The organism is Geomonas edaphica, from assembly GCF_004917075.1.
Classification (GTDB): Bacteria; Desulfobacterota; Desulfuromonadia; order Geobacterales; family Geobacteraceae; genus Geomonas; species Geomonas edaphica.
Genome location: NZ_SSYB01000001.1, coordinates 393,412 through 414,317, shown reverse-complemented (window position 1 = coordinate 414,317; position 20,906 = coordinate 393,412). Strand labels below are relative to the sequence as shown.

General features: G+C 51.6%; 17 protein-coding genes. 11 read left to right on the top strand and 6 right to left on the bottom strand.

The window, feature by feature from the left end:
- Positions 1–36: 36 nt before the first annotated feature.
- Positions 37–267, bottom strand: coding sequence for a YtxH domain-containing protein (locus E8K79_RS01785; protein WP_136513215.1), 231 nt, complete (start codon positions 265–267; stop codon positions 37–39).
- 190 nt (positions 268–457) lie between these two features.
- Here E8K79_RS01785 and E8K79_RS01780 point away from each other — a divergent pair, with 190 nt between their 5' ends.
- Positions 458–1,489: a peptidylprolyl isomerase gene (locus E8K79_RS01780; RefSeq protein WP_136513214.1), complete on the top strand. Its 1,032-nt coding sequence runs from the start codon at positions 458–460 to the stop codon at positions 1,487–1,489.
- Between the two features lie 161 nt (positions 1,490–1,650).
- On the opposite strand, the gene E8K79_RS01775 is transcribed toward E8K79_RS01780, so the two are convergent.
- From E8K79_RS01775 to E8K79_RS01765, 3 genes are all read right to left on the bottom strand, one after another.
- Positions 1,651–2,166 (bottom strand): ferritin, encoded by a 516-nt coding sequence (locus E8K79_RS01775; protein WP_136513213.1) that lies wholly within the window; start codon positions 2,164–2,166, stop codon positions 1,651–1,653.
- Positions 2,167–2,321: 155 nt separating this feature from the next.
- On the bottom strand, positions 2,322–3,137 hold the full coding sequence (locus tag E8K79_RS01770) for a glycosyltransferase (protein ID WP_136513212.1): 816 nt from the start codon (positions 3,135–3,137) through the stop codon (positions 2,322–2,324).
- A gap of 98 nt (positions 3,138–3,235) precedes the next feature.
- A complete protein-coding gene (locus tag E8K79_RS01765; protein WP_198419759.1) occupies positions 3,236–4,003 on the bottom strand; it encodes a slipin family protein in 768 nt (255 codons plus the stop codon).
- 142 nt (positions 4,004–4,145) lie between these two features.
- Here E8K79_RS01765 and E8K79_RS01760 point away from each other — a divergent pair, with 142 nt between their 5' ends.
- Entirely contained in the window at positions 4,146–5,522 is a 1,377-nt protein-coding gene (locus E8K79_RS01760) for a sigma-54-dependent transcriptional regulator (RefSeq protein ID WP_136513210.1), read from the top strand.
- 834 nt (positions 5,523–6,356) lie between these two features.
- Here the strand turns inward: E8K79_RS01760 and E8K79_RS01755 are convergent.
- Positions 6,357–7,241, bottom strand: coding sequence for an AraC family transcriptional regulator (locus E8K79_RS01755; RefSeq protein ID WP_281276051.1), 885 nt, complete (start codon positions 7,239–7,241; stop codon positions 6,357–6,359).
- 281 nt (positions 7,242–7,522) lie between these two features.
- On the opposite strand from E8K79_RS01755, the gene E8K79_RS01750 reads away from it, so the two are divergent.
- The 5 genes from E8K79_RS01750 (at position 7,523) to E8K79_RS01730 (ending at position 13,394) form a co-directional block, all read left to right on the top strand.
- Positions 7,523–8,374: an aldo/keto reductase gene (locus tag E8K79_RS01750; protein ID WP_136513208.1), complete on the top strand. Its 852-nt coding sequence runs from the start codon at positions 7,523–7,525 to the stop codon at positions 8,372–8,374.
- 92 nt (positions 8,375–8,466) lie between these two features.
- Positions 8,467–9,459: an alpha/beta hydrolase gene (locus E8K79_RS01745; protein WP_246043665.1), complete on the top strand. Its 993-nt coding sequence runs from the start codon at positions 8,467–8,469 to the stop codon at positions 9,457–9,459.
- 52 nt (positions 9,460–9,511) lie between these two features.
- Entirely contained in the window at positions 9,512–10,645 is a 1,134-nt protein-coding gene (locus E8K79_RS01740) for a (R)-mandelonitrile lyase (RefSeq protein ID WP_136513206.1), read from the top strand.
- Between the two features lie 15 nt (positions 10,646–10,660).
- Positions 10,661–11,851 (top strand): aldo/keto reductase, encoded by a 1,191-nt coding sequence (locus tag E8K79_RS01735; protein ID WP_136513205.1) that lies wholly within the window; start codon positions 10,661–10,663, stop codon positions 11,849–11,851.
- 274 nt (positions 11,852–12,125) lie between these two features.
- The gene (locus tag E8K79_RS01730; RefSeq protein ID WP_136513204.1) at positions 12,126–13,394 is read left to right on the top strand and encodes a multidrug effflux MFS transporter; all 1,269 of its coding nucleotides are present in this window, start codon (positions 12,126–12,128) and stop codon (positions 13,392–13,394) included.
- A 520-nt stretch (positions 13,395–13,914) separates the two neighbouring features.
- Here E8K79_RS01730 and E8K79_RS01725 read toward each other — a convergent pair.
- A complete protein-coding gene (locus tag E8K79_RS01725; protein WP_136513948.1) occupies positions 13,915–14,274 on the bottom strand; it encodes a helix-turn-helix domain-containing protein in 360 nt (119 codons plus the stop codon).
- Positions 14,275–14,744: 470 nt separating this feature from the next.
- Between E8K79_RS01725 and E8K79_RS01720 the strand changes: the two genes are divergently transcribed.
- Genes E8K79_RS01720 through E8K79_RS01705 form a run of 4 tightly spaced genes read left to right on the top strand, consistent with a single transcriptional unit; the run spans position 14,745 to position 20,734 of the window.
- Positions 14,745–15,575, top strand: coding sequence for a TnsA endonuclease N-terminal domain-containing protein (locus E8K79_RS01720; protein ID WP_136513203.1), 831 nt, complete (start codon positions 14,745–14,747; stop codon positions 15,573–15,575).
- Complete coding sequence (locus E8K79_RS01715) at positions 15,572–17,767, top strand: Mu transposase C-terminal domain-containing protein (RefSeq protein WP_136513202.1); 2,196 nt, start codon at positions 15,572–15,574, stop codon at positions 17,765–17,767. The genes E8K79_RS01720 and E8K79_RS01715 overlap by 4 nt, the downstream gene beginning before the upstream one ends.
- The gene (locus tag E8K79_RS01710) at positions 17,673–19,301 is read left to right on the top strand and encodes an ATP-binding protein (protein WP_136513201.1); all 1,629 of its coding nucleotides are present in this window, start codon (positions 17,673–17,675) and stop codon (positions 19,299–19,301) included. Before E8K79_RS01715 ends, E8K79_RS01710 begins: the two co-directional genes overlap by 95 nt.
- A 2-nt stretch (positions 19,302–19,303) precedes the next feature.
- On the top strand, positions 19,304–20,734 hold the full coding sequence (locus E8K79_RS01705; protein WP_136513200.1) for a TnsD family Tn7-like transposition protein: 1,431 nt from the start codon (positions 19,304–19,306) through the stop codon (positions 20,732–20,734).
- Positions 20,735–20,906: the final 172 nt, after the last annotated feature.

The window sequence follows — 20,906 nt, the reverse complement described above, 5'->3', positions numbered from 1 at the left end:
AAGGCCGGCGCCCTTTCGGACTCCGGCCCTTTCCCTTTATATCCAGCAGTCTCCACCGTCGTAGTTGAGCGGATCGGAGGCGCCCTTTCTGGAACGGAGCTTGGTGCTGCAGCTCTTCAGCTTGTCGAGCGCATCGTCCTTCGCTTCGCTCAGCTTCTCGCGAACCTCGCGACCGGTTTTGGGGGTAAAGAGGAGAGCGGCACCCGCAGCTACCGCGGCTCCGGCCAGGAAGGCCAGCAGAGCGGCCTGTTCGCTTTTCTTCGACATGTCGTATGCTCCTTTTGGTTCTGGAAGTGACCGGCAGAAAAATAGTGCAGTCATTCTTATCACATTCCGGCGCGCAATAAAACCCCCCAAGATTAAGTAATGAAGTTTTCCCGCACATATGTTTTCTGATTTGAATTAGCTTTGATTAGATGCTACCATCGCGTCTTAAATTTTCCCAAAGGAGATACATATGTTTTCCTTCAAAAGAACAGTGACACCGGCCGTTGCAGCAATCGCAGCGACCTTGATGCTTTCCGCCGGTGTCTTTGCCGGCGAAAAGGCTGATGCTGCTGCGAAACCGACCGACCAGAAGGCGGTTGCCAAGGAGGCTGACGCCAAGGGACAGGCCGTCGTCGTCAAGGTAAACGGCCAGGGCATCACCAAGCACGAGGTGGACCGTGCCATGAAGGTCATGCTGGCACAAAACCAGGTCCAGGAGCCCCTTGCCCCGGAGGCACAGAAACAGGCCGAAGCGGCGGTCATCGACCAGCTCACCGCGGCTGAGCTTTTGTACCAGGAAGCAGCAAAGGTGAAAGTTGCCGACCTGGACAAACTCGTCGATGAGAAAGTGGCCCAGAATCGAGCCAAGTTCAAATCGGAACAGGATTTCGTCGAGGCCCTCAAAGGGGTCGACATGACCATGAAGGACATGCAGGACTTCACCCGGAAGGACATCCTCATCAACAATTTCATCGAACAGCGCTTTGTTGCTAAGGCCGTCGCCACCGATGACGAGGCAAAGAAGTTCTATGATCAGAACATCGACCGTTTCAAGAAGGAGGAAGGGGTCAGGGCGAGCCACATCCTGATCGGCGCTGACCAGAAGGCGAGCCCCGAGGAGCGGAAAAAGGCTAAAGAAAAGGCAGAGGCGCTGCTCAAGCGGGTGAAGGCAGGCGAGGATTTCGCGGCGATCGCCAAGGCGGAGTCATCCTGCCCGTCGGCCAGCCAGGGGGGCGACCTGGGTGCCTTCGGCCGCGGCCAGACCGTCCCGGCCTTTGAAAGTGCCGCCTTCGGCCTCAAGCCGGGCGAGGTGAGCGGCGTGGTGGAGACTGAATTCGGCTACCACATCATCAAGGTGGTGGAGAAGCAAGAACCGAGCACAGAAAAGTTCGACGCGGTGAAGGAGAAAATCCTGAACTACCTGAAGCAGCAGAAAGTACAGCAGGAACTCTCGAGCTACATCGACGAGCTGAAAAAGACCGCGAAGATCGAGAAGAACTAGCTTAGATCCAACAATCATCATAAACAAAAGCAGAAAGGGCCCCGTGGTTTGGGCCCTTTTTTTACGTCCATATTTCCTCTTCTGCCTGCGGACCTAAGCCTGCAGTAAGCAAAGGCCCGAAGGAAGAGGGAGAACAGGTTAAGCGCTATCCGAGTTCCTTACTACGGCGTCGTTGTCGGCGGCGGTACGAATACGCGTGCGGCGAGCTCGTTGTCCAGCATGAGGAGCCCCTGGCCGTTATCACCTATCAGCTTCAGTTTACCGATGATGTCCCTATCATTCTCCTCCTCCTCGATCTGCTCAGTAACGAACCACTGAAGGAAGATGTTGGTGGCGTGATCCTTCTCGGCGAGCGCGAGATCGGTAAGGTCGTTAATGGAGGCGGTGATGGAAAGTTCGTGCTTGAGGGTCTGCTCGAACATGTCGAGCAGGCTCTTGAACTCGGCGGGCGGTGCGGCGATGGCCTGCAGCTTCACATGCTCGCCGCGGCTGTTGATGTAGTTGTAAAACTTCATCGCATGGACCATCTCTTCCTGGTATTGCACCATGAACCAGTTGGCGCTTCCTTTGAGTCCGATGGATCCAGCATAAGAAGACATGGACAGGTAGAGATAGGCAGAATAGAGTTCGTTGTTCAACTGGTTGTTCAAGGCATGGCAGAGCTTCTCGGTCAACATCAATTTCCCCCTTATTGCCTGGCGCGTTACTGTCTAATACGTGCCGCACAGGCTATCAATGACGGTTAGATCTTACCCCAGACACAGACCTTTGCAACTAGACAAACCGTAAACATTCTTTGTCACTCCCTTCACTCTTTACCAAGGCGACGATGTCAGGTTTGCGACGGAACCGGGACCGATTGTGCTTCCTGAAGGTAGCGTCTATAACACTTGCCCGCGGGGGAGCGTAGATAATAAAGCAGGATTGCAAACTCAGCGACTGCTCTGAAATAGTCGGAGAGTTCGAGCTTGGATCCCTTTACGTCGGTCCACTCTAACAAGGGGTGTTCGACCCACCGTTGGCTCCTCGTCACGCCGGAAACTTCCATAAGCAGTGGAAAACGGGCAAGCAACTCGACGTCGAAGATCCACCTAACCTTGAACGGAGCTGATAGAACCGAGCGCAAAATCGGACTATTTCTGAAAAGTTTGGCCCCACATTGAGTGTCATACACGTTTAACCCGAGCAATAATGAGGCACAAGTGGCGAATCCCCTCCCCAGGTAATGCCTCAAAGGCCTGCGCCTGATCTTTCTCCCAAGCAGACGCACCCTAGCACCGATGACGCCATCCACCTCCGGATCCTCGAGCAAGCGAAGAAACTCACCCAAGGCAGATAACGGTGTGGCGAGATCGGCATCCCAATATCCTACAAGGTCGTACGGCCCTTCCGTCGCGTCAAGCATCCCCAATCGGACAGCCTCGCCCTTGCCGACATTGCGATCCAGATCCAGCAGCGCGATCCGTACCGGTGCCTCTGCCTGCAGCGCACGGAGCACCTCGAGCGTAGCATCAGTACTGCCGTCATTGACAAAAAGAAAGGACAGACCGGGATCATCTCCCAGCGCGGCGAGAAAAGCTCTTGGATGCAGCCTTTTCGCCTCGTTGTAGCAGGGCACCACGATTCTTGTCATGTTGGACGCAGCCATCTGAAATTCCCCAGGGAACAGCCTAGCAAACTCACAAAATTAAGATTGTGCAATTTCTCATAGATGGGCGCAGCAGTCAACTGTGGCGTCGAACCGGGTTATTTTCCCGACTCACCCCGGTCCAGGAACATCTTGATGAGATCGATCGGTACGGGGAATATGGTCGTCGAGTTCTTTTCGGCGGCGATTTCAGTGAGCGTTTGCAGGTAGCGCAACTGCAGTGACATGGGCTCTGCTCCCATCACCTGAGCGGCAAGCGCGAGTTTTTCCGAGGCCTGCAGCTCCCCTTCGGCGTGGATCACCTTGGCGCGGCGCTCCCTCTCGGCCTCCGCCTGCCGGGCGATGGCGCGCTGCATCTCCTGCGGAAGATCGATGTTTTTGACCTCGACCGTAGATACTTTCACCCCCCAGGGTTCCGTCTGGCGGTCCAAGATTTCCTGCAGCTCCTTGTTGATCTTGTCGCGATTAGCGAGGAGCTCATCAAGGTCCACCTGCCCCAGGACGCTACGCAAGGTGGTCTGGGCGAGCTGGCTCGTAGCGTACAGGTAGTTTTCCATCTCCACGACCGCACGCACAGCGTCGACCACACGGAAATAGATGACGGCGGAGACCTTGACCGTCACGTTGTCGTGGGTGATCACGTCCTGGGAGGGGACGTCCATCGCAACGATGCGCAGGGACACCCGCACTAGCCGGTCGATCCCAGGGATAATCAGCACCAGACCGGGCCCCCTTACCTTTTTGACCCGTCCCAGGCGAAATAGTACGCCACGCTCGTACTCGGGGAGGATGCGGATGGCGTTGGCAAGGAAGATCACGACAAGGAACAGAACAAACAGCACAGGGAAAAGGTTCACCACGTTCATGATTGCCTCCTGTTTCGGGTCACCATAGAGACAGTGAAAGCCCGCCCAAGTATATCGGAGCAGCCCTGCACGTCAATTTGCCATATTGCCAAAATCTCTTATCCATGTTATTGAAGAAACCTCTAACAATCAGGAATTTTCTATGAAGCAGAGTATAAAAATACTGATTATCGAAGACGATGACGGGAGCCGGGAGGCGCTGCTCATCCTGCTTAAGGCGAGCGGCTTTGCCGTAAAAGGGTGTTCCAGCGGGAAAGACGGTCTCGACTTCCTGGCAGGTGAGCCTTTTGACATCGTCATCAGCGACCTGTTTTTGCCTGACATGAACGGGATCGACATCCTGTCCCGGGTGAAACAGGACTCGCCGCGTACCGAGGTAATCCTGGTTACCGGGCACGGCTCTGCAGAAACCGCGGTGCAGGCGATGAAGAAAGGCGCTTACGACTACATCACGAAACCCCTTAACATAGACGAGCTCCGCATCATCATCGACAAGGCGGTCGAAAAGGGGCAGTTGGTCAGTGAGAACGTTTACCTAAGAAAACAGCTGCGTGAGAAATACGAATTCGCCAACATCATCGGCAACTCGCAGGCGATGCAGCAGCTCTTCTCGCGTATGCAGAGGATCATAAAGACCGACTCCACGGTGCTGATCCTCGGTGAGTCCGGCACCGGCAAGGAACTGGTTGCCAAAGCTATCCACTTCAACGGCAGCCGCAAAGACAAGCCGTTCATCGCCGTCAACTGCTCCGCAATCCCGGAAAACCTGCTTGAGAGCGAACTATTCGGGCACGTTAAGGGAGCGTTCACAGGTGCGGTAAAGGAAAAGGTAGGGAAGTTCGAAGCTGCCAACTACGGGACCATCTTCCTGGACGAAATCGGAACGCTCCCGATGCACCTGCAGACGAAGCTTTTGCGCGTCCTCCAGGAGCAGGAAGTGGAACGGGTCGGTTCCAACAAGCAGATCAAGCTCGACGTGCGGGTCGTTTCAGCGACCAACGTGAACCTCGAGGAGGAAGTCACCCGCGGGAACTTCCGTGAGGACCTTTTCTATCGACTGAACGTCATCCCGGTTCAAATTCCGCCTCTCAGGGAGCGAGTCGAGGACATCCTTCCCCTCACCAAGCACTTCCTGGAGAAGAACTGCCGCTCCATGCAGCGCCCTATCATGCACCTCGACAAGGAAGCGCTGGAGGCGCTGGAAGCTTACCCGTGGAACAGGAACGTTCGCGAACTCGAGAACATCATGGAGCGCATCGTAGCACTTACCGAAAGTGACGTCATTACCCTGCGCGACCTCCCCGCCAACATAGCGAAGAATTACATCGAAGGCTCCCACTCCACCAGTGTCACCCCAGCCGGTATCGACATGGTCCAGGCGATCAACGAGATCGAGAAGCGTATGATCACCGAAGCGCTGCAGCTTTCAGGGGGCGTAAAGGCCCGCGCGGCCGTGATGCTAAGCATCAACCGAACCACCCTCGTCGAAAAGATGCGTCGCCTCGGCATGCCGCTTTAATTTACAGTCGTGTCGGGAGACAATTAAGTTGTTACATCGACAATTAAGTCGTTACATCAACAATTGAGTCCTTACCTTTTTAATCAAATCTCAAAAAGGGAGAACAATTAAGTCCTTACTTTTTTTAGGAAGTGCTTGAAATCGCCATGTATTTTTTTGTGAGGGCTGAAATCTTTAATTCTTATGCATTCAGGGTTTTTTTGCCCCTTCATTAGACTCAGATCCCAAGCTGAAGACCGCAGGTTCCAGTCCGAAAAAACATATAGCTGCTTCAGGTGGTTATCAGCATAGAGCCCTCGCCCAGGTTGCAGGTGAAAACGTGGAACACCCGCCCTCCCCCCTTATACCTCTCCCCCCCCTCTTCCGACAAACAGCTAGAATGAATTTTTTGGAGCTCGCAAGGGATTCCCTCCTAGCCCACTCAATTGCCCGTTACGAACGGTACACATGACATAGCGTAAGTTCAGTAACCCTTTAGAATTTTATCAGCTCAGTCGCGCCCACTTCTACCATCTACCAAGTGCGTGGGTAAAAAGGAATAAGTGGATCCTACGGAATACAAGAGGATCCAAGTGGGAAACGGCAGACGTTGGGGACCCTGTCGCTCTTTGTGTGAAGATTAGGGGTAGAAAGTATGTTCATTATATTGAGGGGATTGCTCAATTCTGTCTCCATTAGAATTAGCTGGGGCCGTGCGCTTGCCCACTCCCTTGTTTAGATCGGGGCACCGCGAAGCGTCCTGAGGCTAAGGAGATCGACATGAACGAAATGGACGTGATGTTCAGGTAGTGCGAGTCATGGGGTGCGGATAAGCTTCAATACGAAAGATGCTGTCTATTCCGCAGGGAAGATCTGACGTAGTTTAGAAATGTCTCGTAACGGTGGTGCCCCGAACAGTCGGTTGTATTCACGGCTGAACTGTGAGGGGCTTTCATATCCGACTCGAAATCCTGCATTTGCTGCATCCATTCGTTCTGCCAGCATTAGTCGTCTGGCCTCCTGCAATCGAAGCTGCTTCTGATACTGCAACGGGCTGAGAGCGGTCATGGAACGGAAATGATGGTGAAACGAGGACGTACTCATGTTAGCCTGCGCGGCAAGTTCATCGATGCTGACAGGCTGGAAGTAGTTGCTCTTGAGCCAATCTATTGCCTTGGCAATTTGCTGTCCCTGGCTTCCTGCAGTCGCAATCTGGCGCAGCCGTTCACCTTGTTCCCCCACAAGTAAACGGTAGATGATCTCGCGCTGGATGACCGGCGCGAGAATCGGTATATCCTTCTCATCGGCAAGCAAGTTGATCAACCGGATAAAAGCGCTGGTCAACTCAGGTGTTATCTCGCCTGTCGCCATGCCGCGGCTCGACTTTTGTAGCTTGGGCCGAGGCAGATTACAGTCCACCATCAGTTGCGATAGTTCACGCAAATCGAACGTCAACCTGAGTCCAAGGTAGGGCTTATCCGGACTTGCTTTGGTAATCTGCACAATTGTGGGCAGGTGCACGGACGTGATCAGATAGTGGTGAGCGTCGTACACGAAGGTGTCTTCTCCAAGGATGACTCGTTTTGCCCCTTGGACAGCCAGACAAATGCTAGGTTCGTACATGCCGCTGACCGGCTCAGTCGGTTCCTCCCGGCGGAAAAGCGATAAGCCAGGGATCGCCGTTATGTACCTTTCTTTTTGTTCGGTCCATTCGGCAATCCTCCTGCTTAACGCGGTCATTGCTCCACCCGAGCTATTACCCTCAAAATCCTGTTCATTCGGCGCTTTTCCCATAATTACCTCCTAGATGCATGCTAACCAATCCACTCCAGCGTTACAACCCGTTTTTCAGCGCTTTGCAGGATAATGCAAGAATTCAACAGGATCGGTCTAACACCTGTTGATTGTTGGGGTGTAGGATACAATCATCAGCAGGCTGGCTGGACACGGAAACTACGATCACCCCGAAAGGTTAGAGTCGGCAGCAAGCCCAGCAAAATTTACCCAATGGAGGCGCAAGTATGCAGAAAGTCACTTTGAATAACGGGGTCGAGATGCCCATTCTTGGCTTTGGAGTCTTTCAGGTCAGTGACCTCAAGGAGTGTGAAGCCAGTGTCCGCAATGCCCTGCAGACCGGCTATCGTCTGCTTGATACCGCTGCTTCTTACATGAATGAGAAAGCTGTCGGCGACGGGATCAGGAGTAGCGGCGTGAACCGGCAGGATATCTTTGTGACCACCAAGCTCTGGGTTCAGGACACGGGTTACGAGAGAACCCTGAAGGCGTTCGATACGTCGCTGGCCAAATTGCAGCTCGATTATCTGGACCTGTACTTGATCCATCAGCCGTACGGCGATGTCTACGGCTCCTGGCGGGCCATGGAAGAGTTGTACCGGGAAGGCAGGGTCCGCGCCATCGGTGTCAGCAATTTCCACCCGGACCGAATCATGGACCTCATGGTTCACAATGAGGTGACCCCGGCAGTCAACCAGATAGAAACGCATCCTTTCTGTCAGCAGATCGAGACCCAACGGTTTCTGCAAGAAAACGGGGTCCAGATCGAATCCTGGGGTCCCTTCGCCGAGGGCAAAAACAATCTCTTCAGCAACGAACTGCTTGCTGCCATTGGCAGCAAATACGGCAAATCGATTGCCCAGGTGGTGCTGCGCTGGCTGATCCAAAGAGGAGTCGTGGTCATCCCGAAATCGGTGCGCGTGGAGCGGATGGTTGAAAACTTCACCGTTTTCGACTTCGAACTGGCCCCTGAGGATATGGAGGCCATTGCGACGCTGGACCGGAAGGAAAGCAGTTTCTTCGATCATCGCGATCCGGAAATCGTGAAGTGGATCGGGACTCGTAAGCTGGACCTATAGCCTCAAGATACCTGTTAAGGAGAAAAGGAATGTTTGGCTTAAAAACTGTGTCCTCGTTATTGGCAGCGACAATTATCTCCGCAGGAGGAGCTATGGCAGCAGACTATAGACTAAATCCGTTTACTCTGACTTATGACGGCGCGATTACTCAGAACGTAAAAGGCAAAGTGAATATCCACCCAGTCACCTACAAACTGAATGGTTTGGATATCTCTGCCAACCTCTATACCCCCGCCAACTACGACCCGAAGAAGACCTATCCGGCTGTGGTGGTGGCGCACCCGAACGGCGGGGTGAAGGAGCAAGTGGCTGGCCTGTATGCGCAGCGATTGGCCGAACAGGGCTACATCACCATTGCCGCAGATGCGGCGTATCAGGGAGCAAGCGGAGGGCAGCCGCGCAGTGTGGATAAGCCGTCAAGCCGTATAGAAGATATTCATGGCATGGCCGACTTCATTACGAGGTATGCAGGCGTGGATGGAAAGCGTCTGGGCTTACTCGGCATCTGCGGCGGTGGCGGATACTCGTTGGCCGCCGCGCAAACCGACAAGCGATTCAAGTCGATTGCGACGGTGAGCATGTTCAACTCCGGACGGGTTCGTCGCAATGGCTACAACGATTCCCAACTGAACACAATCCAGCAACGACTGCAGCAGGCTTCGGCTGCCCGCGCCCAGGAAGCGGCCGGCGGGGAAGTTCTCTATTCAGGGGATGCCAATCTGACGGATGAGCAGATAGCCAAGCTACCGTTTGAGCTGTACCGACAGGGTTATGAGTATTACTGGAAGACGCATGCACACCCCAACTCGACATTCAAGTACACCACGAGCAGTCTGCAGGACCTGATGCGCTTCGACGCCACCGACCATATCGATTTGATCAACCAGCCATTGCTGATGATCGCGGGCAGCAAGTCCGACAGCCTGTACATGAGCGAGGATGCGATCGCCAAGGCCACCGGCGCGAAGGACAAGGAATTGTTCAAGATCGATGGCGCGACCCATATCGAGACCTACTGGGTTCCCCGGTATGTGGATGAGGCCATGGGCAAACTGACCGAGTTCTTCGGCAAGACACTGAAATGAGGGGCCAAACTGTGAAGAGAAGAAAGGGCGAACTGATTCGAGGGGAAAGTGCATGAAGAAAGTTGCCGTGCTCCTGGCAAGTATACTTGCCGCATTATTCAGCTGCATAACATTTTCGGAGGCTCAGACCATGACAAATAAAGGGTTAAATGCCAGACAGGAAAGCATCGTCACCATTGCGGCTTTTACTGCCAACGGTGACCTGCAAAAACTGAAAACGGCCTTAAGCGAGGGGTTGGACGCCGGTTTGACCATCAACGAGATCAAGGAAGTCCTGGTCCAGATGTACGCCTATGCCGGATTCCCCCGCAGCCTGAACGGCATCAACACCTTCATAAACGTTCTGGAGGAGAGGGGGGAAAAGGGGATCAAGGACCTTCCCGGTAAGGAACCAAGCTCCCTGCCCGCCAATCGGAGCAGCATAGAACGTGGGGCCGAAATCCAGACACGTCTGATCGGTGCACCGGCTACCGGGGCGTATATCACCTTTACCCCGGCCATTGACGAGTTTCTGAAGGGGCATCTTTTCGGAGACATCTTTGGGCGCGACAACCTAGATTTTCAGAGCCGAGAATTGGCAACCATTGCGGCCCTGGCAAATATCGAGGGGGTCAATCCCCAGCTGCAGGCTCATTTCAACGTCGGACTCAACACAGGGCTGACTGAGACGCAGTTGAGAGGCCTGACGTCCGCTCTCGAATCAAAGGTCGGCAGAAAACAAGCCGACAATGCCAACGAGATATTGGCGCAGGTGCTGAGCAGCAGGCAGGCGTTGCAGAGAATCAGTATCACACGAAGCGGCTCCCAGCCTTCGATCCAGGGCTCCCCCGAAAACTTCACCGGCTCGGTACGTATCGACCCTCTGTTCCTCAAGGCACACGAACCATCACGCACGACGGGGGGACGGGTTACTTTCGAGCCAGGTGCCCGGACCGCATGGCATTCCCATCCGCTGGGCCAGACCCTGATTGTGACCGCGGGCACCGGTCTCATTCAGCAGCGGGGTGGCCCGATCGAGGAAATCCGCCAGGGAGATGTCATCTGGATTCCGCCCAACCAAGTACACTGGCACGGAGCCGCACCAGGCTCATCCATGACCCATATTGCCATTCAGGAAGGCCAAGAAGGTAAAACTGCCGACTGGAAGGGACAGGTCAGCGACGAACAATACAATGGGAAACAATGAAAGGAGCTGACTTTTATGAGCAATACGCAGAATGGACAAGCTGAAGAAAACGACCTGCCTTTGCCGGGCCGCCGGCAATTCCTGGCCACAGGGTTGGGATTAGCCGCAGCCTCTTTACTGCCGTCCATGCCCGCCAGGGCGCAGGGGCAGGCAACACAGCCCGCCAGCGGGGCCAGCTCCGCCCACTCCACACCTCTTGGGCACCGCAAACTGGGCACGCTCGAGGTCTCCAGCGTAGGCCTTGGCGTCCAAAACATGAGCCGCACCTATCAGACAACGATCCCCACCCGGGCCGAAATGTTCAACATCATCCGGACCGCTTTCGACCGTGGCGTCACCTTTTACGATGCGGCAGAGGCCTATGGTCCCCATGAGGTGGAACGTATCCTTGGGGAAGGGGTGGCGCCGTTCCGGGACAAGGTCGTAATCACCTCCAAGTTCGGCTGGAACATCGATCTTGAAACCGGTGCCCGGCGCCCGGGGCTCAACAGCCGTCCGGAGCATATCAAACTGGCCGTCGAGGGGATGCTCAAGCGCCTCCGCACCGACCGCATTGATCTTCTCTACCAGCACCGGGTCGACCCGCAGGTGCCGATTGAAGATGTCGCTGGCGCGGTAAAGGATCTGATGGTGCAAGGTAAGGTTCTACACTGGGGCCTGTCCGAGATGGGGCCTAATACTTTGCGTCGTGCTCATGCCGCGTTGCCAGTAACCGCAGTCCAGAACGAGTATTCGATGCTGTGGCGTGGGCCGGAAGAGGTCGTGATCCCGCTCTGCCAGGAACTGGGCATCGGCTTCGTCCCGTGGAGCCCGCTTGGCGTGGGTTTCCTGACCGGTGCCATTGACGCAAATACTCGGTTCGCTGACGGTGACATTCGCAAGATCGAGACCAGGTTCTCTCCGGAGAATCTGCCACACAACCTAGCGCTCGTGGAACTGGCGAAGAGTTGGGCCGTCCGGAAACACGCCACTCCCGCCCAAATCTCGCTGGCTTGGCTCATGGCACAGAAGCCGTGGATTGTGCCGATCCCCGGCACAACACAGATGGCGCATATGCTTGAGAACATTGGCGCTGTCGCAGTTCGATTCACGCCTGCCGAACTCGCCGAAATAAACCGGTCTGTATCGGCGATCCAGGCCCGTGGGGCACGTCTCCCTGACTTCATTCAGGTTTTCTCGGGCGTAGAGGCGCCGCCGAAGATCTGAACGTGGGCATCTTACCCTAGTGCCAAGGGTGAAGCCCTTCAGGTCATGCGAGGTACATTCTGAACGGCACCACGAAGCTGCAGCGCGCCTGAGCGAGAACAACGGAGCCGCTTCAGTTCACCTTGCGCCGGAAGACCTGCGCTAACTCGAAAGAGCAGTTTCAAAACGCGGTACAAGGAGCCCGGTACCCGGAAAATCTGCAGAAACGGGTTGGGCGTTGAAAACGGACACCGGTGCGAGCCGTCCAACATATTCCAGAACAGGACAGTAGGTAATGATCGAGAAAATTACAAAAAGCAACTTGAGCACGTTGGGTATGGGTAAAGAAGCTTCAACGCCGGCGGCTCCGGGATGGCGTGTGCTCGCAGTCCTCAGCCTGCTGATGGGGTTCGCGTCGATTTCGACCGACCTCTATTTGCCCGCGATGCCCCTGATGAGCCGCTCTCTTCATGCGAGCGAGGGGTTGGTCGAGCTGACAATCTCCGGCTATCTCATCGGTTTCAGCCTGGGGCAGCTGCTGTGGGGGGCAATTAGCGACCGGTATGGCCGCCGGTCCTCGGTAGCGGTCGGATTGGCGCTGTTTGTGATCGGATCGGCCGGTTGCGCTCTTTCGGGAAGCGTAGTTGCCATGATCGGCTGGCGTGTGGTGCAGGCCCTTGGTGCCTGTGCCAGTGTGGCATTGTCACGCGCCATGGTGCGGGATCTCTATGAAGGTGTCCGTGCGGCGCAGATGTTGTCGATACTGATAACGGTGATGGCGGTTGCTCCGCTCGTCGGACCGCTGGTGGGAGGGCAAATCGTCGCACTTGCCGGATGGCGCGCTATTTTCTGGACGCTGGTCGGCATCGGTATCGTGACCCTCGCGGCGCTGTTCACGATTCCCGAAACCTTGCCCGCTGCGCGGCGTAACAAGGAGCCGCTTGCCCGCGCGATCGCCGGTTACTGCGAGCTTTTACGCGACCGCCGCATCTTGGGCTATGTTGGCGCGGGTGGTTTCTTCTACGCCGGCATGTTTGCTTATGTCGCGGGTACTCCGTTTGCCTACATCACTTATTACCAGGTGCCGGAACAGCTTTACGGACTGCTGTTCGGCCTGGGCATTATTGGTATTATGGGTTCCAACCTGGTGAATTCCAGCTTGGTTTCCCGATTCGGCTATGACCGGATGCTTCTGGCCGGCACAATCATCGCCGCGTTCTCCGCTCTTATGGTGGGGCTGTCCGCCCGCACTGGCTGGGGTGGACTTTGGGGATTGGTTTTTCCTTTGTTCGTGTTTGTCTCAGCTACCGGTTTCATCGTCGCCAACTCTATAACGGGTGCCCTAAACAACTTCCCGGAACGTGCCGGTACCGTGTCCGCGCTGGTTGGCGCGGTACAGTACGGCAGCGGCATCGTCGGCTCCGGTTTGGTCGGCATCTTCGCCAACGGCACCCCCTGGTCGATGGGCTGGGTGACCGCGATTTGCGGGATAGGGAGCTTGCTCTCCATGCTGCTGCTCTACCCGGCGACCAGGCGTGTTGATGAAGGGTGCATACCAGTATAGCTTGAGTACACCGAGCTGAACCGATGAAGCGAACCTTGTTCTTTACCCTGATATTGGGAGCTCTTACGCTTATGACGAACACAATACTATCTAACAACAGCATCGCAGCCCACACCCGGTCAGCGTTGTCGCTGGAGCACGAATTGAAAAATCCCGTCAAGGTGACCAACGGTGGGCAGCTTGACCAAACGGATTTCTTTTTCAATAAACCGGCAAATACCAGCCCCACGGGCAAATCCCGGTCCAGAGAGTGACCAGCGAGCAGTTGCAGAGCGCTCCGAACGGTACGGTCTATCGCCCTAGACAAGGGCGAACCTTTTCAGGAAAACATGGTTGAGTCGGCTAAAGTGGGTAGGTATTGTCGAAGGTCGTGAACCGCGACGTCCAATCGATCGTCATAGACGGTGATCTAGAGATTATCATTGACTAGGAGCGTTACGAAAAGGCCCTTGGAATTCTCCAAGGGCCTTACCTTTCCAATAGATGATCGGAATAAAGGATTCGAACCTCCGCACTTTTTTTAGATGGATTCAACTTTATCGAGCAATTTCAATGCAGCGTCAATAAAAACGGCACGTCTTTTTGGCTCAAGCTTTTTTATACGCTGAGATAGAGTTTGCATTTCTCGCCAAGCATCGCCCCCCATTGCGTCCGTGAATGTCTCCACAAGATCCACCAATGATACGTCCATGGCCTCCGCTAGGTTACGAAAAGTCCCCAGGGCAGCATTGACCTTGCCGCGTTCGATGTCAGACAGGGAGGTCGGATGAAGTCCAGCCAGTTCAGAGAGCCGCTCCTGCGACAACCCCCGCTCTTTCCGCAGGGTTCTAATACGCCGGCCAACCCCAATGAGAAATTCTGATCGATCCAAGGATTCCATGTCAGGAGAATAGGAGATAATCCTCACAAAATTAATAGGGCAAAGGGTGTTTTTTATGTTGCTTTATGGTGTTTAGACCATAAAATTATAAATGCATGACCGCGGCCGCTATCTACTACCTCCGAAAATACGGCCGAGTCAGCCCCTGTTGCGCCGCGACCATGAAACAACATATGTTGTCAGCCACTTAGGCACACCCGCCGGACAAAATATGTTTCAGGTATCAAACTCGGACATTGCAATATTTTGTAGTAGTCAACTATGTATTTATATAAAATATAACTATTAGTGGCCAACAGAGGTATAGCGTAGAAGACAAAGTTTATAACCAGTCTTCAGAGCCTTATTTATCGTCAATCAATACTATGTGTATTTATTATATACACTATGTATTTAACTTTTTCAATAACCTGTGGCACTTGGAAGACATACATAGGAGGTTAGTTTAAAAGTAACATCGAGGTTGCGCCATGAGCAGAAAAAAGTATGGGTTAACAGAGTACCGGATCCAAAAGTTCCTTAGAGAAGGTAGAGGGCTTGGTTCTGGTGCATTTTACAAACCCTGGACCACTGTATCCGACCTCTCCTCTAAAGGCCGGAGTCATCGAGTCTATTGGTGGAAGACCGGCCGCGTTCACCATCTTTTAAGCGACATTGAATTTCTTGTGTTTCTCCATCTGATATGGGAGGTGTGGGATGAGGTGGTGGAGGTAGAAGATATTAGAGAGCAATATCCACTCCGTAGGGAAGAAACCATACGCATAGCTAAGGAACTCGGAGTCAAGCACCCCACCGATCCTCATTTTCAAACTGTTTGGGTGGTCACAACAGATTTTTTGGTCACCATGTCAACTCCCCAAGGGGTTGACTTTGCAGCATTTGCCGCAAAACCCGACGAATCTCTAGAAAATATTTCTGTCCAGAGCAAACTTGAAATTGAAAGAAGATATTGGGAAGAACGCCACATTCGTTGGTACGAAGTTGTGGAATCTCAGGTAAAAACCCCGATTGGCAGGAATCTTTGGTGGATTTTTGATGGCAGCGATAATCCATTTCAAATAGAGGACCTCCATCGCACCGTATTCTCTCTACTTGCTATTCAACGCTGCGCCCACCCTTATATCCCTATCAGAGACGTCTGCAAATTTATCGATGACCAACTTTCATGCCCAAGGGGAAGTTCCCTCGGCTTTTTACGTCAGCTTTTGGCTCGGAAGTGGATCAGAGTCGACCTCAATGCAGCCTACATACAGGACCTCCCAATGTCTGCGTTTAACTTTACAGAGGGAGCCAAGATATGAATACTCACGCCATTTTGATAGTTGTTGGGATGGTGTTGGAAGAATCCCAAAGGAAGTACAGAGTCGTCTTCATTGACCGCCACAACTTAAAAACATGGCTGATCGACCTTGATGATGACGACTGGGCATTCCCAAGAGGCTCAGACCTACTCAAAACCGGAATTGACCAAGGAGAAATTAAATTAGTTGAAGACCCCTATGGGGTCCCCTCAGTGCCTGATGAAAAAAGTAAGTCCTACCTTCTCCAAGCCAAAAGATTTGAGCTTATCAAACCCTTTGTACACGACATTAGAAAACTTCTCATAAGACATGACCGCAGATTAATCATCGCATCAATCCCTGTCTCGAGACAGAGTGCAACTACCTATCTCAAGCTTTTTCTTAAGCGAGGTATGAATCAACAAGCATTACGACCTGGTTATTGGAATTGCGGACACCCCAAAGGCTCAAGTAACATTACAATCGTGAGCGGTATAACTAAAAGAAACTTTAAACCAACAGCAAAAAAAGTTGGAGCACCAAGAACCATTGCCCAAGGAGTCGGAATAAACGTAAACGAAGATGTAAGAAAAAAACTCTTAATAGGTGCTGATTTATGGCTGTCAGCAAGAACAGTTACCCTTCGGAGAGCAATAGATTTAGTGGTTAAAACGTACTATAGCCAAATGGAGCTTACTCAATCAGGAGAAGAGATTTATACAGTAGAGAAGGGTCTAAAACCTACAGAAAGACAGCTCCAATACTTTATCAAGACAGAATATCCAGAGGAGTACATCCGTCGCAAGCGCCACGGGACGAAATATTACGAATTAAACGAACGGGCGCTTTTAGGTTGGGCAGACGATTCAGTCCAAGGCCCTGGAGACCAGTTCCAGGTCGATGCCAGCGTGGCGAATGTGCCACTAGTCAGTCAGTTCGACCGACGCAGAATTGTCGGATACCCTATCATTTACTTCATCGTTGACGTGTTCAGCAGGCTCATTACCGGAGTATCTGTGGGTTTTGAAGGACCATCATGGGCAGGAGCAATGATGAGTCTCATCAACATGGTGACTTCAAAAGTTGAATTTTGTAAGACCTTTGGAATCGCTATCACGGAAGACCAGTGGCCAACACACCATGCTCCCAAATGCATATTGGCTGACCGGGGAGAACTGATGAGTGTGAGGCTTGGCCAAGATATTATCTCAAATCTTGGTATCGACATACTGAATGTAACTGCACGCAGGCCTGATCTCAAGTCATTGGTAGAAAGACGTTTCGGGATTATAAAAGCCGAATTTGGAGCCTTCATTCCAGGTTTTGTAAAAGATAAATTCCTTCTGGCTAAACAGATTAAAGACTTCCGTTTAAAGGCGACGCTCAATCTTTTGGAATTCATGCAGTTAGTTATCCGGGCTGTGTTGGTCCACAACATTACCCCTATCAGAGATTATAGACCTCCTGCAGGAATGGTGACCGAGGGTCTCCCCCCTGCCCCACTTGATTTGTGGAATTGGGGAATCGAAAATCGTTCGGGCTTACTTCATCAATTAACCATTGAGAAAACCATGGTGAACGTCATGCATAGAGACGAAGCCAGGGTCACGGAAAAAGGCATACGATACAAGGGTATATTCTACTGGTCACCCAGTTGCATAAAACATGAATGGTTCGCTCGCGCCCGCAGACAAGAATGGAACGTCACAATTGCAATGACCCCTCACAACATGGAGAATATTCTCCTTTTGGATAGTCGTGTTCCACATGGTTTTGAGGTGTGTAAACAAATTAATACAATCACCCGTATCCCATCAGCCTCACTTTTCGAAATAGAAGAGCTTGAAATTGCAAACAAGAAAAACATTGCTGCAGCTATCAACGACAGGCAGTCAGAACGTATAACTCATGAAAGTGCGAGCAGCAAAATACTCGAAAGCGCAATCAAAGCGAAGCGGCAGCTTCAATCCATGGAGAGGCCATCCAAATCAAAGAGTTCAAAAAACATTCGCGCGGCTAGGGCGCTAGAAAAGGCTGCACTGCGAGAAAAGAACTCCATTCTAGCCACTCTTGGTATTGATACAAAGTCACCAGATTCACAAGCTAAGGAGGTGCCTTATGACACGCCGCATGAGCAATATATTGCCTCCCGTCTTAGGGAGGAGAGTATGGCTCGGAAGAGGGAGCGAACCAATAGCAACGAAAGCTCCTAATACCGTACCCCAGATTGTCACGGCTCAGTACCATCACGTGGAGATCCCTGAACATCAGGGGAACCCACTTATTGAGGCTTTGCCTAGTTTTGAGGACGTAACGGATGTCATAAGAACATTTGGGCATTTCCCAGAAGTTCAAAGAAATCTTTCTTCATGGGGTCGCTTGCAGATGATTGACCTGTTAGACCAAAATTACTTTGAACCTCTCCCTAATCATTTCGAAGTCATCCAAGAGTTATTTCTTTGTATTCCTTCCGGTTATGCCTTTAGAAACCCGGTCTTAAGAAAGTATTCTCGAGCCTTGGTAAATTTCTATAGAAAGACACGCAAAGGGAAGTTGGAACCGCTCTACCCCTGGCAGCCTACTAGCCAACATGGTTTTGCTCTTTTTGGATGTTCAGGTGTTGGTAAATCGACTGTTATTGAGCGTGCGCTTTCCTACTTTCCTAAAGCCTATTTCCATCCCAAATATAAAATGACCCAGGTGGTCTGGATTAAAGTCGATTGTCCTCCTGATGGCTCTATGAAGCAGTTCCTTCTTTCGGTCATCCGGGAGTTCGACAACATACTGGGGTCGACATATTACGACCACTATAACCACTCTGCGACTGACGGATTGATTCAAGCCGTTGCCTTTTTAGCGGCCTATCATCACCTCGGAATATTAGTGATTGATGAAATCCAGCACCTTCTTGATGCAAAGCAGCACAACAATGAAATTCTTCTCAATTACTTGGTTACCCTCAACAACGTGATCCATCTCCCGATAATCTACGTCGGAACCATCCGCGCAATGGAACTGTGCGAGACGGCATTCAGGCAGGCCAGGAGAGTTGGGACCCCTTTCCTCTGGGACAGGCTGTCAAAGAGTGACGAACTGTGGAGGCAGTTCCTGGAGAGCCTTTGGCAATACCAGTGGTGCGAGCCTGTGGAACTTTCAGAACAACTATCTGAGATTATTTACCACTGCACACAAGGAATTCATGCATTGGTAGTGCGGTTATTTCAACTGGCCCAGACGGAAGCGCTTTTGAATGACAAAAAAATCTCGACAGAAATAATCCAACACGTAGCACTTAGTAGATTCACACTCGTTGAGCCAATGCTATCTTCACTCAGACAAAATATTGACGACCCAAAAGCATTCTGGTCTCACACAGAAGCAAAAAAATTCGAGGATTTGATTTATAAGACACTTGCGATAAGGCCATATAGCATGGGGCCAACAGCCCCATCCCATACGATCCTATCGAGAGAACCTGAAATTACTCGCACTTTGACTGCTCTAATCGAGATGGGATATGACAAATCCCTTTGCAAGGAAACTATCCTTACAATGTTTGATCAAAATCCAAAACTTGACGCCAACAAAGCAGTCAAGCAGTTTCTCTCAAACATTGAAAGTGAAGTTGACGACATTAAATTTACTCGCCAAACGCTGGTGCAGATTGTTGAACAGGCAAAAGCCTCGGGGAAATCCGTCCTTAAAGGCCTACAGGAAGCAGGGCTTTCTCCGAAAACGAGGAAATAGCCATGAACATCTATCTTCCCCAACCGTATCCTGACGAGTTGTTCTATAGTGTAGTGGCGCGCTATATAACATATTCTAGTCAGTCACAGTATAAAGTTTGTTTTGATCTTTTGGACCATTATGTACTAAATCCTTTTCTTCCACAGGGCTTGAGGACAGCTAGTAAACGAACTTGGGCTGGATGGCATATGACAGGGGAAGAAATAGCCTTACTCTTAACAATGTATCCTTTTTATCGAGCATTCACCTCGTCTTTTAAAAAGGACCGTATGCTTGCTTCTTTACTTGAGAACAACAATACGCGGTTCTACTTTCTCCCTAAGGACCTACGATATTGCCCTACTTGTAAAAAGAACGATATCGCAAGTTATTCTGAAACATACTGGAAACGGATTCACCAGATGAAAGGCGTGGCGGTATGCCCTGATCATGGGGACCTGTTGGTGTCCGCAAGACTCCCCCACCGCATCTGCGCCAGTTCCTCCACTGAACCAACGCTTCACGGACAAACTGCTGCACCTACCTTTACCCAAGATGAAAAGGTACAGTTGCTGGCCATCGCTCGTCGCTGTCGTAACTTTCTCAATTATGATGACGATTCCCAGTGGGGAAGTGCGGGGCCACGTCTCTACCAAAAAATAGCAATGGAAAAAGGCTTCTGCACAGGACCAATGGAGTGTGAACGACAGATTGTCCAAAAATTCAAAGAAATGTACAGCAGCGTTATATTAAACGCCTTAGGTGAACACAGTGATGCAGAGGAGTGGATAAAGCAAATTTTCTTTTCCGAAGTGGTCATCATTAATCCCGTGGCTCATGCTGTGGCTCAGGAATTTTTGACTACTCTGCCAAATGATTCGGATAAAGCTATCCTTTTTGGCCCAGGTCCGTGGAAGTGCCCGAATCCATATGGACAGCACAGTTCGCAATATCCTATCAAGAGGGTCACCACAGTGCGGGATAAACATAAGAAACTATATGCTACAGCCATATGCTGCTGCGGGTTCAGTTTTGCCTTTTACACCACAGGTCCATCAGACATCTCACTGCCACAGGTCCACAGGGTGATCCACTACGGCCCTACGTGGGAAGATGAAATTAGAAAACTTAATAGGGCAGGCATCGAGAATGACAAAATTGCCCATTTACTTAAAATATCAATCAAAACTGTTGGACGTGTTTTGAGTGGTCTATCCCTATCAAACAGTTCTCATATAACGCTAAGAAGACAATGGGACAAAGTCATAGAATCTGCAAAGAATCATAATAAATTAGAAGCTGGGCTGGTAGTAAGTAAACTCTTCAAAAAGCTCAAAAAGGTAGATCCTAACTATCTATTATGCCATTCCCCAGGCTCGAAAAGGTATGGGGCCAGATATTATGAATTTATGCCAAAAGGACAAAAAGTGGTAAGGCATGATAGATACGATTAATGTTAAAATATATAAATGCATTCAAGTTCTGCAGGACATGAGTAAATCAACTGAGGACTTTCAAACGCGCAGATTTAGGCTAGGGACCCTGCAGATAAGGTTAATGAAGCGAAATCACCTCTTATACAGTCAAAGGAATTGGATGGAGAAGGACAAAGGGTAACTCAAAAAG

Excerpts from the sequence above, each read along its gene's own strand:
- E8K79_RS01785 (WP_136513215.1), bottom strand. The coding sequence starts at position 267 with ATGTCGAAGAAAAGCGAACAGGCCGCTCTGCTGGCCTTCCTGGCCGGA.
- E8K79_RS01725 (WP_136513948.1), bottom strand. The coding sequence starts at position 14,274 with ATGGAATCCTTGGATCGATCAGAATTTCTCATTGGGGTTGGCCGGCGT.
- E8K79_RS01735 (WP_136513205.1), top strand. The coding sequence starts at position 10,661 with ATGAGCAATACGCAGAATGGACAAGCTGAAGAAAACGACCTGCCTTTG.
- E8K79_RS01745 (WP_246043665.1), top strand. The coding sequence starts at position 8,467 with ATGGCAGCAGACTATAGACTAAATCCGTTTACTCTGACTTATGACGGC.
- E8K79_RS01780 (WP_136513214.1), top strand. The coding sequence starts at position 458 with ATGTTTTCCTTCAAAAGAACAGTGACACCGGCCGTTGCAGCAATCGCA.
- E8K79_RS01750 (WP_136513208.1), top strand. The coding sequence starts at position 7,523 with ATGCAGAAAGTCACTTTGAATAACGGGGTCGAGATGCCCATTCTTGGC.
- E8K79_RS01765 (WP_198419759.1), bottom strand. The coding sequence starts at position 4,003 with ATGAACGTGGTGAACCTTTTCCCTGTGCTGTTTGTTCTGTTCCTTGTC.
- E8K79_RS01775 (WP_136513213.1), bottom strand. The coding sequence starts at position 2,166 with ATGTTGACCGAGAAGCTCTGCCATGCCTTGAACAACCAGTTGAACAAC.
- E8K79_RS01705 (WP_136513200.1), top strand. The coding sequence starts at position 19,304 with ATGAACATCTATCTTCCCCAACCGTATCCTGACGAGTTGTTCTATAGT.
- E8K79_RS01760 (WP_136513210.1), top strand. The coding sequence starts at position 4,146 with ATGAAGCAGAGTATAAAAATACTGATTATCGAAGACGATGACGGGAGC.
- E8K79_RS01720 (WP_136513203.1), top strand. The coding sequence starts at position 14,745 with ATGAGCAGAAAAAAGTATGGGTTAACAGAGTACCGGATCCAAAAGTTC.
- E8K79_RS01770 (WP_136513212.1), bottom strand. The coding sequence starts at position 3,137 with ATGGCTGCGTCCAACATGACAAGAATCGTGGTGCCCTGCTACAACGAG.
- E8K79_RS01755 (WP_281276051.1), bottom strand. The coding sequence starts at position 7,241 with ATGACCGCGTTAAGCAGGAGGATTGCCGAATGGACCGAACAAAAAGAA.
- E8K79_RS01740 (WP_136513206.1), top strand. The coding sequence starts at position 9,512 with ATGAAGAAAGTTGCCGTGCTCCTGGCAAGTATACTTGCCGCATTATTC.
- E8K79_RS01710 (WP_136513201.1), top strand. The coding sequence starts at position 17,673 with ATGACACGCCGCATGAGCAATATATTGCCTCCCGTCTTAGGGAGGAGA.
- E8K79_RS01715 (WP_136513202.1), top strand. The coding sequence starts at position 15,572 with ATGAATACTCACGCCATTTTGATAGTTGTTGGGATGGTGTTGGAAGAA.
- E8K79_RS01730 (WP_136513204.1), top strand. The coding sequence starts at position 12,126 with ATGATCGAGAAAATTACAAAAAGCAACTTGAGCACGTTGGGTATGGGT.